Origin of the sequence: Bradyrhizobium sp. 190 (genome assembly GCF_023073415.1) — a bacterium.
Taxonomy (GTDB): Bacteria; Pseudomonadota; Alphaproteobacteria; order Rhizobiales; family Xanthobacteraceae; genus Bradyrhizobium.
Window position 1 is genome coordinate 25,757 of the sequence record NZ_JADPJL010000067.1, and the last position, 13,645, is coordinate 39,401.

A 13,645-nucleotide genomic window follows, 5' to 3' on the forward strand; every position below is an offset into this window, starting at 1 on the left:
AGGAAGAAGCTTGCCAAAGGCGGGCTGGCTTATCCAAGCGACTATGAGAAAGTTGGTTGCCGGGAGGCGCTCTACTCATCCAAAATGCCAGCAGACTGGCCGGCATTGAACGAGAGCCAGAAGGCAGCTGTCCCCGAGGTCGAGGTCGGCTTCAGCCCCGTCAGTTCCTCGATCAGACGCAGCCGGTAGACGAGCGTCTGCCGATGAATGCCCAACTTGCCAGCCGTTACCTTCCAGCTTCCGTCGTTGGCGAGAAACGTGGCCAGCGTTTGCAAGAGCGAGGCATCGTTCTCTCGGTCATACGCAACGAGAGGGCCCAGATATCGATCAACTAGCCCGCGAGCTTCGGCCAGCGTCTTGGGCGCCAGTGCGGAGGCGGTCACGGTTGTCCCGTACCTGACCAGCCGCACCTGGCTTTCGCGCGCCCGCGCGAGCGAGAGCCGAACTTGATTGACGCTCCAGGAAATCAGTGCCGATGATCGGTCTACTGACGCCTGCTTTCGACTCCGCGCCCAGGGCATTTACCATACTCAGAATGAGATCTTCCCGATCGAGTGTAACCGCGATGACGATATCCTCGTGGAGAAACAATGGGCTGATCGAACGCAAGTCGGGCGCATGGTGGATCTCATGAACCCCCCACGTCGGACAGCTGGCTGGATCGATGGCAAGACTAACCAGCGATCCGTGCAGGCCGCGCCGCTCCAGCACTGCGCGCGCGGCGGCGAAATCGACTGCGCCCTTCAGGAAGTCGCGCAGGAGGATCTCTCCTTCCACTCGGCGATGATCTCGCTCGATCGCTTGTTGTTCAAGCTCGACGCCCACAAGACCTGCCAGATAGTGGACCAGCAGCGGATCAATGATCTTGTTTTCCTTGCAATGCCGTACCTTCAAGGTCGCGCGGCCACGCCCTGCGATTTCCACTGTTTCCGATCTACCACCGCGCACCGGTGGTTCACCCGACGAGGCAATCAAATGACTGCTTGTCAGATCCAAAATTTCTACGTGCCAACCCTGACGTCTGCCGAGAGTTGCGAGCCGATTTCGAAATCGGTCCCCTCGCGGAGCGCGGAAGTATACGACTGAAATAGCCGTTGACTTGATTCGAGCCGGTTTCGCTCCGACTGAAGTGCGCTCTCGATAACCCTTCGCGCGAGCTGATGAACTCGAGTTCGAAGCTTGCCTCGAGCACGGGAAACTTGCGCTCGTCTGCGGCGGTCAGCATTCGATCCGTATCCGAGGAGCATCGTCCCGCGCCGCGACCACAAGAGCACTTACGTTGATGTCTGCCAGACGGTTGAGCCAGTCCGCTTGCTCGACCGAGTTCGTCGGAATGCCGGCACCTGTCGTCATCACCAGGTCGCCGGCGGTGACCCACCGCCAGGGGTCACGCAGGTCGCAGGCGTGCGCCCATGTCACAAGGCGACCGCCACTCGCGGCGCCAGCCCGGAAGGCGAGGCCGAGAGCATCGATAGCAACAAGGCCATTCACTGTGATCATCCGAGGGTGTCACCTTCCCATTGGTCGACCTGTTGTCTCAGACAATTGTACAACATTCGAGTCGTTGCTTGTCGAAGTGCGCCATGGACGCACCGCTCAGGGCGCCTTACGGCCTTACGAGACTATTCACGCCTCGAAGGTTGGACGTTCCATATGACATTTAATCACGGCCTTACGGTCCTTCCCAATGTTCCGCTCTGGCACGAAGAGACCGGGCTTCGGACTGCGCTGTACTGCGACATCGATGCCGACGTTGCGATTGTCGGTGGAGGCTATACGGGTTTGTGGACCGCCTACTACCTGTTGAAAGCCGACCCGACCCTGAACGTCGTGATCATCGAGCGGGAGCATGTCGGGTACGGCGCCTCCGGGCGCAACGGTGGATGGGCGTCCGCAATCTTCCCACTCTCGCTGCAGCACGTCGCCAAATCTTCCTCCACGCGGCCGCGCTCTCGCTTCAGTCGGCCATGAACGACACAGTCGACGAGATCGGCCATGTCTTGCGTGACGAAGGCATCGATGCCGACTACACTAAACAGGGATTTCTCTCGCTGGCCAGGTCGTCGGCGCAGGTCAGCCGCGCCCGGGCCGCCGTCCGCGCGTCCGAGGCGTTTGGCCTGCCTAACCAGTGGCGGCTGATGGATGGCCGAGAAGCTACCGCATTGGTGGCGGCCGAGGGATGCGTCGGTGCGCTCTACACCGATCATTGCGCGGTTGTACACCCCGGCCGTCTCGTGCGCGGCCTCGCGCGGGTCGTCGAGGCCCTCGGCGCTTGCATCTACGAGAGAACTCCCGCGACGAGCTTCTCGAAGAACAACATCACCACCCCTGGCGGCAGCGTTCGCGCCCCCGTCGTTGTTCGCGCGACCGAGGGATTTACGACGCAGTTTAAAGAGTACCGCCGTGCCCTCATCCCGCTGTACTCGCTCGTCCTCGCAACCGAACCTCTCTCGGAGCGCTTGCGAACGGAGTTAAACCTCAACCATCGTATGGCTTTCAACGATATGCGCCACCTGCGGGTTTATGCCCAGGTGACAGCCGACGGCCGGCTGGTTTTCGGCGGTAGAGGTGCGCCATATCACTTCGGTTCGAAGGTTTCCTCGCAGTACGACCTCGTAGATGACGTGCACGAGAAAATTCAAGCTACCATGACGGAGTTCTTTCCCGCCCTGAGCGGAGTGCGGGTGACCCATCGGTGGGGCTGTGCACTTGCGGTTCCGCGCGACTGGCACCCGTCCGTCGGTCTGGATCGCAAGACCGGCGTGGCATGGGCAGGTCAGTATGTCGGAGACGGCGTCGCGACGAGCAATCTTGCAGGACGCATCCTGCGCAACCTGATCCTCTTGCGCGACGAAGAGATCAACCATCTGCCGATCGTCAATCACCGTTCGCCGCAATGGGAGCCCGAGCCCTTCCGTTGGCTCGGCGTAAATCTTGGCCACTATGCGGCAGGTATCGGAGACGCCGAGGAGCGCCTCGCAAAGCGCCCTTCCCGCGTCGCGGGCGTGCTCGAGTCGTTGACCGGCGCTCACTGACGACATCAGTTACAGAACCCAAAGGAGATCCGAATGACCGCCATGACACTTATCAAGGGCGTCGACGTTACTTCCGGCCATCTTCCACCCGCTGGTCAGCGTCCCGGGGCCGACAAGGGCGATCCGCAACTCGGCTTGCTCAAGATTGCTCCGAATGCCAAAGGCAACATCAGCATCTGGGAATGCCAGCCCGGCGGGTGGCCCATAAACGATCGTCCTGACACTGAAGTGGCCTTCATTCTGTCGGGCAAGGCAATCATCACTGACGAAGCCACTAGCAAGGCCAACGCCGTCACTGCAGGCGATTTTGTGGTCTTGCCTCCGGGCTGGACCGGCCGTTGGGATGTGATCGAAACGATCCGCAAGGTCTACGCCATCTACTAACGCCTGGTTACACCACGTCCGGAAGACGCCGGATGATCGCGGAGTGCGCGGCTTGCGCGCGCTCCCCGATATGGTGTCGAAAGGACGGGTCAGACGCTCCAGCTTTTGGAAGCATCGTGGGTCGTGACGATAGGATCAAAAGCCAAGTCGTATGATCGCCATCAAGCCATCTGGCGTCGGCCTGCCAAGACGGCAGCGCTCTCCGTTGAGGCCGCCCCGCATTGGCGCAAGCTGAGAGGCCGCCTGAACACAGCAATGGGTGAAATTCTCGGGCTGATCCGCCCCTCATCTTTACTGCCAGCTAAAAGACGAACGGACCCTTTGTCAAATGTGAAATTCTTGGAGTATATTTCACAGACATTAACACACGGCGGTTACATTCCACCTCACCATGGCAGCAGGTCTGAAGGGGCACGCCGAAGAGGTTTAGACGGTCCGATCCTTTAAAGTTCGGCAACCTCTCCGCTGCCTGTCGAAACACGCCAGGCGGCACCGCACGGTCGCCAACTTCATGCACATTGCGAAGCTGGATTGGATGCGGGCCACGTGTGGCAGCCGCGACAGTTCGCTGCGGTGGACGCGCTCGTAATCCTCGATATCGCACACAAGGACAATCGCGAGATAGTCGTCGCTACCAGACATCAGAACGGTGCCGCTCTGAAGCGTTACAGCGGCGGTCGCGGCCTGCTGCTCGGCGGCGTTCCCGGCGTCAGCCCGGCAAGAGTTGCCGTTATCGGTGGCGGCATGGTCGGAACGCACGCGGCACGCATGGCAGCAGGTCTCGGCGCTGAGGTTTCGCTGCTCGACCGCTCGATACGCAGGCTGCGCGAGCTTGATGAACTGTTCGAAGGTCGCGTCCGCACGCGATATTCGACGATGCAGGCGATCCAGGACGAGGTATTCGCTGCCGACGTCGTCATCGGAACGGTCCTTGTGCCGGGCGCAAGCGCCCCCAAGTTGGTCACCCGAGCGATGCTGAGCAAGATGCAAAAGGGCGCAGTGCTGGTTGACGTCGCCATCGACCAGGGTGGCTGCTTCGAAACATCGCATGCGACTACGCACGCGGATCCGACATACGAAGTCGGAGGAATCATCCACTATTGCGTTGCGAATATGCCCGGCGCCGTCCTGCTGACGTCGAGCCATGCCTTGAACAATGCGACCTTGCCGTTCGGGCTCGCGCTGGCTGCCAAGGGCATTGCCGCGGTGCGCGACAATCCGCACCTTCTGGCCGGCCTCAACGTACTTGCCGGCCGGATCGTCAACAAGGCGGTCGCGGACAGCCTCGGCATGAACCACACCCCGTTTGCGGCATGACGTGACGCTGGCGTCCAACTCGTTTCCTCCCTGACTTGGGCCGCTCACCGGAGCGCCCATTTTTTATCAGTTACGGCGAGCATACCTATGAAAAAATTCGCGTCGACGGTTGGTTGATGCCGCCCTCCCGCCCACTTGGATCTCGTTGGAGCCGGCAAAGATCGAGACCTTGCGGCTGTTGAAGTAGCTAGATGCGATCTCGTTATCATTCCGGTCGACATCGCCTCGACGCTGTGGCAGCTCTGTGAGCCTTCTCGTTGAGAGCGCAGAGAGTCGGCTCTGAACATTGTTTCGCCGGAACTGTCACCTGAAGCGTTCCATCCAGCGGTAGACTAGCCGCGTCGCGGTCCTGCTGACAGCTTGATCTCGCCCAGGCGCTTCTGCGCGCGTCTGCGCAAAACACCGACGATGCCCATCGGCAAATAGTACACTGTGAGGATGAAGAGCAGTCCAAGCCATAACATCCACCGGTCGGGAGACAAGATTTGGCCGATGATCGGTATGGGGTCAAGCACGCCGCCCGCCGATTTTAGCAAGTCCTGCAGTACCCCTGGGCGACGAGAAACGCGGTCGCACCCAAAACGCTTCCGTAGAGGGTTCAGATACCGCCGATGATGACGATCATCAGGATGTCGAGCATGATTTGAACGAAAGTGACGCATCGGGTCCCGAATAGCGCAGCCACAGCGACAACATCACCCCGGCAAGACAAGCAAAAGCTGCCGCGACGATGTTCGAAATCGTGCGGAAGACGACGACGGGATAGCCGATCGCCTCAGCCCTAAATTCGTTATCCCGGATGGCCAGCAGGACGCGTCCGAACGGCGAGTTAACGATTCGAAGCAGTAAGAGCAACAAGACCAGGCTCGTCGCAAAGATCAGATAGTAGCAGAGTAACTTGCCATCTATGGTCAAACCGAAGACCTCCGAATCAAACAGGCGGAAGCTCGGCATCAAGGCCAGCGGCAGGCGGAAAATAATGCCGTCTTCCCCGCCTGTCACACTCGAGACTTGGATCGCAAGCGTCTGCACAGCCGCCGACAGGGCAAGCGTAATCATCGAGAAGAATATTGCCCGCACTCTCAACGAGAACAGGCCGATGGCCAGCGCGAGCACGCTTGATACCGCGATGGCCGTAAGGGTGCCAACGGCCACGGCTCCCCAACTAGGTCACATTCGTACGATTGCGATGCCGACGCCATAGGCGCCCACCCCGAAAAAGACGGTATGGGCGAAGCTGAAGATTCCGGTGTAGCCGAGCAACAGGTCGAAGCTTGCTGCCAGTACTGCGAATATCATGATCTTGACACAGATGCTGATCGCCTTGGCTCCTCCCAGCATGAACGGGCCAAGAAGGAGCATCAAAACAATTGCGACGAGCAGCACTACGAGGAACCGGCTCCCCGGCCGGTCCGTGGAAATCAGACGTGTCCGGTCAATGGAGGTGCTCATCGCACACCCGCCGAATACAACCCGTTTGGGCGCCACAGAAGAACTGCCGCCATGACAGCGATGTTCGAGAACAGGCGACTTTCGGCTCGATAAAGCTCGCGTAGTTCGTGGTAATGCCGACCAGGAGAGCGCCCAGGAGAGCGCCGCCCGTAGATCCAAGCCCGCCGATAATAATGACGATGAAGACCAGCACGCCCAGTTGGCTGCCGATCTGCGGTACGAGGGTCTGCTGATTGAGGCCCCACATCACGCCACCGAAGCCAGCCAGCGCGCAGCCCGACACGAAGGTAGCAACAAACAAGCGGCGCACGCGGTAGCCAAGCGCCTCGACCATTTCACGATCGTGAACACCCGCCCGTATCAAGAGCCCGACCTTCGTTTGAGTGAAGACGAAATATTGGCCGGCGAAAACAAGAGCTCCGACCAAGAAGGCGAAGGCCCGATAGCGCTCCACCGCGACATCGCCGAAGGCGAAGGCTCCGCTTAGGAACGGCGGCAACGTCACGCTGACTTGCTGTACTCCCCAGATGATCTTGATGATCTCTTCGCCGACGATCAGACCACCCGTCGTTAGCAGGATCTGCATCAGATGGTCGCCGTAAACCGGTTTGACCAACAATCGTTCGAAAATCAGCCCGGCTACTGCAGCTCCGACCGTGGCTGCTATTAACGCGAGAGCTATGACGAGCAGATTGTCGCCTAGGTAGGGTGAGACGACATAGCCGCTCAAGGCGACGAAAATCGTCGCCGACAAATAGGCACCTGCAGTGATGAAGATGCCCTGACCGAAGTTAAGAACGTCCATCAAGCCGAAGACGATCGTCATGCCGGAAGCGATGGTAAAGATGATCATCCCCATCGCCAGCCCGGCGATCGTCAGCGTGCACCATCTACTGGCACTGCCGATGGCGAAATAAGCCAGCCCCATCAGAAGCGGCAACAAGGCCAGGGGCATAGAGGCATCATATCGGAACGGTTCATGGGCATTACGCGAAACCTAGTTGTGATTTGAGTAGATCTTCGCGCTCGAAGTATTCCTTCGCCGGGCCGACGCGGACGATCTTTCCTGAATCGATGACCGCGACGTCGTCACCGACCTCACGAGCGAGATGCAAATTCTGCTCGACTAGCAGAATGCTCGCACCGCTTTCCTTGAGCTTGATCATAGCACCTGCCATGTTGTCGATGATCGCTGGGCGCCAGCCCCTTGCTCGGCTCGTCGATCAGAAGCATCTCGCGTGGCTCCACAATCGCACGTGCCATTGCTACCATCTGCTTCTGGCCGCCTGAGAGTTTGCCTGCAGGCCGGTTCCAGAATTTCTGCACAGCGGGAAACAGCTGGAAGATCCATTCGAGACGTCCTTGATCGAGGTCCGAGAGGCGGGATGCTTGTCTGCCCGCCAGCAGCAGATTCTCCTTTACGCAGAGGTCCGGAAAGACGCCATGTTCTCGGGAACGTAGGCGATGCCGAGACGGGATATGTCCGAAGTGGGACGCCCGAAAACGTCGGTCGCACCGAAGCTGATGCGCCCGCGCGAGGCCGGCCACAAGCCCATGATTGTTCGCAACGTCGTCGACTTGCCTGCGCCGTTGCGACCAAGCAGAAGAGTGATGCGATTCCGCTCGGCCCGAAAGCTCACGCCCTGCAAAATGTGGTAAAGGCCGATATATGTATGCACATTTTCGAGGTTCAGAAGTGACGGGGTCATGTTGAGCCTCTTTTCGACCTCTTGCCCGTCCCCAGGTAGGCTTCTTGCACGATTGCGGATTGGATGACGTCGCTCGGCGCACCATCCGCAACCAATTGGCCATTGTGAAGTACGATGATCCGATCCGCGAGATCCCGGACGACGTCCATCTTGTGCTCGACAAGAAGGATCGTCTTGTGGTTCACGGTCTTCAACTTGCGAATGAGATCCAGAATAACTGGCACTTCATCGGCGCTCATGCCCGCTGTCGGCTCGTCGAACATGTACACTTTCGGATCCATAGCAATCAGCATGGCGACTTCCAATTTCCGTTGATCGCCGTGCGAGAGATACATGCTGAAATACGAGAAGGCCGCCGATTGCCTGAGCAAGGATCGAGACACGCTGCTTGCTTTCTACGACTTCCCAGCCGAGCACTGGAAACATTTACGGACCACCAACCCCATTGAAAGCACCTTCGCCACCGTGCGCCACCGCACGATCCGATCGAAGGGCTGCTGTCTAACAGGACCGCGCTCGCAATTGTCTTCAAGCTGCTGGAAGCCGCGCAGAAAAGCTGGCGCCGTCTCGATGGCACCAACCAGTTACCAAAACTCGTTCTTGGTGTGACATTCAACGACGGGATCGAGGTCATCGCCAAGCCGACCGACCGTCAGCTCACAACCGCCGCCGCCTGACCGGCTCCGGCCGTCACCAAAAATTGGCGATAGCTCGCCAACTCGGGGCAAGGCCCGCTCGTATCCAATGGGCGCGAATAACGGAGTTTGCGTGCCAATAGGCGCGCATTGTCGAAGTTCCCGAAGCCGCTATCGCCGTCAACAGCCGCAGGCAGTCGGTTCGAGTCCAGTGTGTGCTTGACCACGTCGACGAGTTTGGTCCCGTGAAGCTTCTTTCGCATCGTGCTAGCTGAGAGAGGATGCAATTGACAGGCGGCATGCCCAAAAGCTTTTACAACCGGCGCGCTCCATGAACGCGCCGGACAGCCCATCATTCGTCTCCACAAGAAAGGAGAAGTAGCGGTTGAAGCAGATGTGAAGGCGCGCGATGCGCCCGCGATCGGCCAGCGCATCCCAGCGGATTGGATAGGGTCCCGGGGTCCTAACAGATTGTGGTTGATTTCGCATCCCGAACTCCTTTCAGGTGACGTTTGACGGCCCGATCCTCATTCACCGGCAGCTGACACGCTTCTGATATCTAGATCAATTACTAGCGTTGGTAGTTGACCAGGCGCAAACTACTGTGAAGTTTGGTGCCGTGCCTGAGGAGGTGCTGTTCGATAATGCGCGTGCGCTGGTCGTGGAACACGATGCCACGACGCACACCGTCGTGTTCAATGATAAGCTGACCGCGTTGCCAAGCACTGGGGCTTCGGCCACGGGCCTGCGCGCCATATCGAGCCCGCACCAAGGGCAAGACCGAGAATGGCTTCGGCTACGTCAAGCGGAACGCGGTCGCCGGGCGCACCTTCCCGAGCTGGGAGGCTTTTGAGGCGCACCTTGAGGCTTGGACGCGGGAGATCGCCGACCTACGTCAGCATGGCACGACTGGCGAAGCACCGATTGAGCGCTTCAGGCGTGATGAGGCGCTTGCGCTGAAGCCCATCGCGGGGAGGCCGCCCTTCCAGGCCGCTCGTGAACTGATCCGGCGCGTGCAGGCCGACTGCGCGGTCGAGATCGATGGCAACGCCTACTCTGTGCCATGGCGGCTGATCGGTGGACGGTGAGAGCGACGATCGCCGATGACGTGGTGCGCATCCACCACGGGATCCATGAGGCGGCCGTTCATCCAGTCTGTGTCGGTCGGCGCCGTCGCGTCGTTGATCCTAAATACTTTGAGGGTCTGACAGGCTTTAAACCGAGCCGTGCTGGCGAGCTCGCATTATCGCCTGTCGCGCCGCCGTCGCCGACGCTGCTGCGACCACTCGACGAGTACGAAGCGATTGTGGGAGGGGGGTTCTGATGCGAGCCATTGTTCCCGACCGCCTGAGCGATATGCTGACGCGCCTGAAGCTGACGGCTGTCCGCGACCAGTTTGATGGGTTGTTGGATGAAGCCGGCCGACAAGAGCTGAGCCTATGCGAGACTCTGGTGCTGCTGTGCGAGCGCGAGATCGCCCGCAAGGATGAACGGCGCATCGAGATGACGCTCAAACTTGCTCGCTTCCCGTTCGTTCGCGATCTGTCGGGCTTCGACTTCTCGGCCCAGCCCTGCTCGATCCCAAGCAGATACGAGAGCTTGCGAGCGCCCGCTGGATCGCCAATGGCGAGAACGTGCTGCTGCTTGGGCCACCTGGCGTTGGCAAGACGCACATTGCGGTCGCTCTTGGGCGCGAAGCGATTCTGGCTGGGCATTCCGTTCAGTTCGTCGCAGCCACAATTGTCGTTGTGCAGCTTGCCAACGGTCACGGCGAAGGCCGGCTCGAGGAGCGGCTCGCGCAATTTGCCAAGCCAAAGCTCCTGATCATCGACGAGCTCGGGTATCTGCCCTTTGAGCCCAATGCCGCGCATGGTTCTTCCAGCTTGTTAGCCGTCGTTACGAGAGAGGCGCGATCCTGCTGACCAGCAATCGCAGCGTCGGCGAGTGGGGCTCTGTCTTCAGCGACCCGATGACTTCATGATGCCTCCTTCTTCGAACGCTTGGTGCGTCGTACCCGATTGCGAAGCTGACTGATTTGTTCGTCTGAGAGCTCGATCTGCCATGGCTGGCCTTTGGTTAACTGACGACCTGCCAGCAATCCGCGCGCGAGATAATCGAACACCGTTTGCGGGGTTACTCCGAGCTCAGCCGCTGCGCCCTGAATCGAGAAGCTGCCGTCGGGCCAGCGCATCGGATTCTTGTCCACGCCGTTGATTTTGACGGTGGGAATGCCCCAGCGGGTGCGCAACACCCAGACGTTCTCGCCTGTGAAGGCGCAGCCTCGGGCCGCGACGAAGCCTTCCTCATTGAGTATTGCCGCGATCTCGCCATCCATTTTGTGTTCAGCATTCAACTCGACGATCCGTCGCCGCAACCGATCAATGTCGATGTAATCGCGGTAGGTGTGAACGCGCCGTTGCACGTGATGCTCGCTGGTTGCGCCGGTCTGCCAGACGATCTTAAGCCACACCTGACCTCGGGTCCGCTTCTGATCAAGAACGACTTCGCGGATGACAAATCGCAGAATGCGCTTGCGATCGGCTGCCGACGTGGTGGCCGTATTCCAAATCCGCGGCAGGTTCTCGCCGAGCGCTTGTAGCCCTGCGCGTTCCGCCGGGCCAATCAGAAGCGGCTCTTGCACGCGCCAACGCGCATGCTGCTGCTCGACTGCCTCGACGACACGCAGCTTCTCTTCCCAAGCCCGCTCAAGTGAGCGCGCCACAAGACGGTTCTCGGGCTCTACGGCGTCATACTGACGCCGAGCGCGCTCGGCCTCGTAGCGAGCGCGCTCCACGCGAAGCGCCCAGTGGCGCTCGAGCTGACGGCTCTCCTGCTCCAGTTGGCCCGCCGCCGCGAGTGCGATCTCAATCTGATCCGGCACCAGGGCATCGAGGACCACCCGCTCGACCAGTGCGTCAACCGCCAAGGCCCGGACTTCCTGGCACAGAACACTGCCTTGCTGGTCCCGATCCGACCGGCAGCAATAGACCGGATAGTCGGCATTCGGGCCCGTGTAGCGCATGCTCATGCGCCGTCCACAACGGCCGCAGATCGCAATTCCTTGTAACAGGGCTGCCCCCTTGCGCGGTACGCCAGCGTGTCCCGCCTCATAGCGGCAGACGTTATCTGCCAGTCGCCCCTGGTTGGCCATGAACTCCTCCCAGCTGATATAGCCTGGGTGAGCGGCGTGGAGGCAAACCGCCCAATCCCCGATCGCTACCTTGACCGTTCCCGTCAGCGATCCTGGCCGGCATCGGCTCGGATCCTTTTGCCGGCGGCCATAAACATACGCCCCAGTATAGGCCGGATTTTGAAGGATACTAAGGACGCGTGCACTATCTGGCGCACGCCAGACGATCTCGTGTGGAGATGGTCCAAGCAGCGGTCGAACCGGCAAGGACAATCCGTTCCTGTCCAAGTACCGCATCACACGGCGAGCGCTTTGCAGTTCCCGGAATTTGGCAAACACGAGATGAAGACAGGCCTGCACCTCCTCATCGGGATTGAGAATAATTGTGCCCGCTCGATCATAGGCGAGCCCGGCTGGCAGGGGCAGCCGCAGTTCGCCCCGCGCCGCCTTCTGGCGTTCCCCTTGATGAAGGCGCATCCGAAGCTGATGCAACTCCGCCTCGCTCATGATGCCGGACAAGCCCAACAGCAGGCGGTCGTGGTAGGCGCGCGGATCGTAAAGCCGCTCGCCATCCGCAATGAGCACGCCGAACACCGAGCACAGCTCGAGAAGCTGATGCCAGTCCCGGTTATTGCGGGCCAAGCGAGAAGCGTCGAGGCTCACCACAAGACCGGCATTGCCAAGGCCGATCTCGGCAATGAGCTTCTGGAAACCATGACGATCCACACCGCCAGCACCGGATTTGCCCAGATCTTCGTCAATGACCTGGACGCGCTCCGGCGGCCAGCCCAGACCGATGGCGCGATCGACGAGGCGGTACTGCAGCTCCGTGCTCTCCTGGTGCTGGCGCACCTGGTTCACGGATGACTGCCGCACGTAGACATAGGCCAACTTGGCTCGGTGCGCAGTCGTGAGCCGCTCGTCAGCGACGTTCAAGCTGATCAGCACGACCCAGTCCCCTTCCGGGCGTGCCGGGAACCGCTTGCGTTCGCCGCAGCAGCGTGGCGAGGATTTGAGCGATCTGGGTTTGCGTCGCGGTCGACAGATTCGGCCACAGGCGCGGAATGTCGGCCGTCGGACGGCCGGGTGGATTTGCCAACGTCGGCAGGGGTCGATACGCAACGCGACCTGGAAGCGGTCGGTGGGTCATCGCGAATCACCTTCTCGTCGAGAAGGCTCAGACTCGCGCTCAAATGTTGCATCAATGGGATCAGCGTACGTGCACTGATGCGCGGCAGATCGCCGGCGTTCGGGCGGGAAGTGATCGGCGTCTCGGCAAGATCCGTCGACGCGATCCGAACCGCCCGCGGCCGTCCGTCCGGCAGCGCGACAACGACGTAGGCGGGACCGCGCCCCGACCGCTCCTTCAGTACCGCAAGCCGGTGTCCAAACAGAAAATGATGCGGGTCAGTGATCGTGACGTGAGACACGACCCGCTCAAGAATAGGGGTACTCTGGCGTGTTCGGTGACCCTGTGGTCGCCACCGCGATCCTTGATCGTCTGCTGCACCATAGTCACGTAATTACGATCCGCAGCGACAGCTATCGCTTGAAGGAGAAGCGCCGCAGCGGACTTCTGCAGAAGCCCGCTACACCAGAAGCCAAATCGGAGAAGAAGCCGCGAAGCAAGCCGCTCGCTCGCTACAGCGCTATGAATGGCGCGCTTCGCGAGCGGCTTGCTTCAGTCCTGCAAACAACAAGGGGGTCACTTTCTCATGTCGCTGCGGGGTCAAATCCGGACGTCGCTTGACACGTGCTTCTGACCGACGGTGAGGCGCACGATTGCCCACCGGCAAAACGTTGATCCGCCGCAAGGAAACTTCTTGGCGGCAAGGCTTACGATAGCGAAGACCTCCGCCTCTGGTTGGGCGGTCGCGGCACCAGGGCTGTCGTGCCTAACCGATCTCACCTTGCCCCCATATGTGGGCCCGCGTGGCAAGAGCTTTTTCAATCGATTTCATGCCATTGGAACGGGCGGTCATA

Annotated in this window: 14 protein-coding genes and 6 pseudogenes; 9 read left to right on the top strand and 11 right to left on the bottom strand. The window is 60.2% G+C overall.

Annotated features, from left to right (window positions below; all coding sequences use genetic code 11):
- Positions 1–71: 71 nt before the first annotated feature.
- The 3 genes from IVB22_RS34785 to IVB22_RS34795 form a co-directional block, all read right to left on the bottom strand.
- Positions 72–275, bottom strand: coding sequence for a helix-turn-helix domain-containing protein (locus tag IVB22_RS34785; RefSeq protein ID WP_247521677.1), 204 nt, complete (start codon positions 273–275; stop codon positions 72–74).
- 52 nt (positions 276–327) lie between these two features.
- The gene (locus IVB22_RS34790; RefSeq protein WP_247521678.1) at positions 328–996 is read right to left on the bottom strand and encodes a hypothetical protein; all 669 of its coding nucleotides are present in this window, start codon (positions 994–996) and stop codon (positions 328–330) included.
- Positions 997–1,218: 222 nt separating this feature from the next.
- Entirely contained in the window at positions 1,219–1,500 is a 282-nt protein-coding gene (locus IVB22_RS34795) for a PucR family transcriptional regulator ligand-binding domain-containing protein (protein WP_247521679.1), read from the bottom strand.
- A 153-nt stretch (positions 1,501–1,653) separates the two neighbouring features.
- Between IVB22_RS34795 and IVB22_RS41285 the strand changes: the two genes are divergently transcribed.
- Genes IVB22_RS41285 through IVB22_RS34805 form a run of 3 tightly spaced genes read left to right on the top strand, consistent with a single transcriptional unit; the run spans position 1,654 to position 3,419 of the window.
- Positions 1,654–1,971 (top strand): FAD-binding oxidoreductase, encoded by a 318-nt coding sequence (locus IVB22_RS41285; RefSeq protein ID WP_253075352.1) that lies wholly within the window; start codon positions 1,654–1,656, stop codon positions 1,969–1,971.
- A complete protein-coding gene (locus IVB22_RS34800; RefSeq protein WP_253075353.1) occupies positions 1,968–3,035 on the top strand; it encodes an FAD-binding oxidoreductase in 1,068 nt (355 codons plus the stop codon). The genes IVB22_RS41285 and IVB22_RS34800 overlap by 4 nt, the downstream gene beginning before the upstream one ends.
- Before the next feature lie 33 nt (positions 3,036–3,068).
- The gene (locus IVB22_RS34805; RefSeq protein WP_247521680.1) at positions 3,069–3,419 is read left to right on the top strand and encodes a cupin domain-containing protein; all 351 of its coding nucleotides are present in this window, start codon (positions 3,069–3,071) and stop codon (positions 3,417–3,419) included.
- Positions 3,420–3,845: 426 nt separating this feature from the next.
- Here IVB22_RS34805 and IVB22_RS42175 read toward each other — a convergent pair whose 3' ends face one another.
- Entirely contained in the window at positions 3,846–4,061 is a 216-nt protein-coding gene (locus tag IVB22_RS42175) for an Lrp/AsnC ligand binding domain-containing protein (RefSeq protein WP_374207793.1), read from the bottom strand.
- Here IVB22_RS42175 and IVB22_RS34815 point away from each other — a divergent pair.
- Positions 4,062–4,736 (top strand): annotated as a pseudogene (locus IVB22_RS34815) (alanine dehydrogenase); the annotation flags it as partial.
- 624 nt (positions 4,737–5,360) lie between these two features.
- On the opposite strand, the gene IVB22_RS41735 reads toward IVB22_RS34815, so the two are convergent.
- The 6 genes and pseudogenes from IVB22_RS41735 to IVB22_RS34845 form a co-directional block, all read right to left on the bottom strand.
- Positions 5,361–5,891 carry a branched-chain amino acid ABC transporter permease gene (locus IVB22_RS41735; protein WP_308200491.1) on the bottom strand — a complete coding sequence of 177 codons (531 nt, stop codon included), beginning with the start codon at positions 5,889–5,891 and terminating at the stop codon, positions 5,361–5,363.
- A 15-nt stretch (positions 5,892–5,906) separates the two neighbouring features.
- A complete protein-coding gene (locus tag IVB22_RS41740; RefSeq protein ID WP_308200492.1) occupies positions 5,907–6,188 on the bottom strand; it encodes a hypothetical protein in 282 nt (93 codons plus the stop codon).
- Entirely contained in the window at positions 6,172–7,143 is a 972-nt protein-coding gene (locus IVB22_RS34825; RefSeq protein ID WP_247521681.1) for a branched-chain amino acid ABC transporter permease, read from the bottom strand. The genes IVB22_RS41740 and IVB22_RS34825 overlap by 17 nt, the downstream gene beginning before the upstream one ends.
- Positions 7,144–7,174: 31 nt before the next feature.
- Positions 7,175–7,354: a hypothetical protein gene (locus tag IVB22_RS34830; protein ID WP_247521714.1), complete on the bottom strand. Its 180-nt coding sequence runs from the start codon at positions 7,352–7,354 to the stop codon at positions 7,175–7,177.
- Positions 7,287–7,897 (bottom strand): annotated as a pseudogene (locus tag IVB22_RS42180) (ATP-binding cassette domain-containing protein). The gene IVB22_RS34830 and the pseudogene IVB22_RS42180 overlap by 68 nt, the downstream one beginning before the upstream one ends.
- Positions 7,894–8,226 (bottom strand): annotated as a pseudogene (locus IVB22_RS34845) (ABC transporter ATP-binding protein); the annotation flags it as partial. The pseudogenes IVB22_RS34845 and IVB22_RS42180, both read right to left, overlap by 4 nt.
- Between IVB22_RS34845 and IVB22_RS34850 the strand changes: the two are divergent.
- The 4 genes and pseudogenes from IVB22_RS34850 to IVB22_RS42190 form a co-directional block, all read left to right on the top strand.
- Positions 8,222–8,574 (top strand): annotated as a pseudogene (locus IVB22_RS34850) (transposase); the annotation flags it as partial. The pseudogenes IVB22_RS34845 and IVB22_RS34850 sit on opposite strands and share 5 nt — an antisense overlap.
- Positions 8,575–9,497: 923 nt before the next feature.
- On the top strand, positions 9,498–9,620 hold the full coding sequence (locus IVB22_RS42185) for a hypothetical protein (RefSeq protein WP_374207799.1): 123 nt from the start codon (positions 9,498–9,500) through the stop codon (positions 9,618–9,620).
- 268 nt (positions 9,621–9,888) lie between these two features.
- A pseudogene (locus IVB22_RS34860) lies at positions 9,889–10,454 on the top strand (ATP-binding protein).
- Entirely contained in the window at positions 10,448–10,513 is a 66-nt protein-coding gene (locus IVB22_RS42190; RefSeq protein ID WP_374207800.1) for a hypothetical protein, read from the top strand. Before IVB22_RS34860 ends, IVB22_RS42190 begins: the two are co-directional and overlap by 7 nt.
- Here IVB22_RS42190 and IVB22_RS34865 read toward each other — a convergent pair.
- Positions 10,508–12,610 (bottom strand): recombinase family protein, encoded by a 2,103-nt coding sequence (locus IVB22_RS34865; RefSeq protein WP_247521683.1) that lies wholly within the window; start codon positions 12,608–12,610, stop codon positions 10,508–10,510. The two genes, IVB22_RS42190 and IVB22_RS34865, sit on opposite strands and share 6 nt — an antisense overlap.
- A gap of 502 nt (positions 12,611–13,112) precedes the next feature.
- Between IVB22_RS34865 and IVB22_RS34870 the strand changes: the two are divergent.
- Positions 13,113–13,250 (top strand): annotated as a pseudogene (locus IVB22_RS34870) (ATP-binding protein); the annotation flags it as partial.
- Positions 13,251–13,645: the final 395 nt, after the last annotated feature.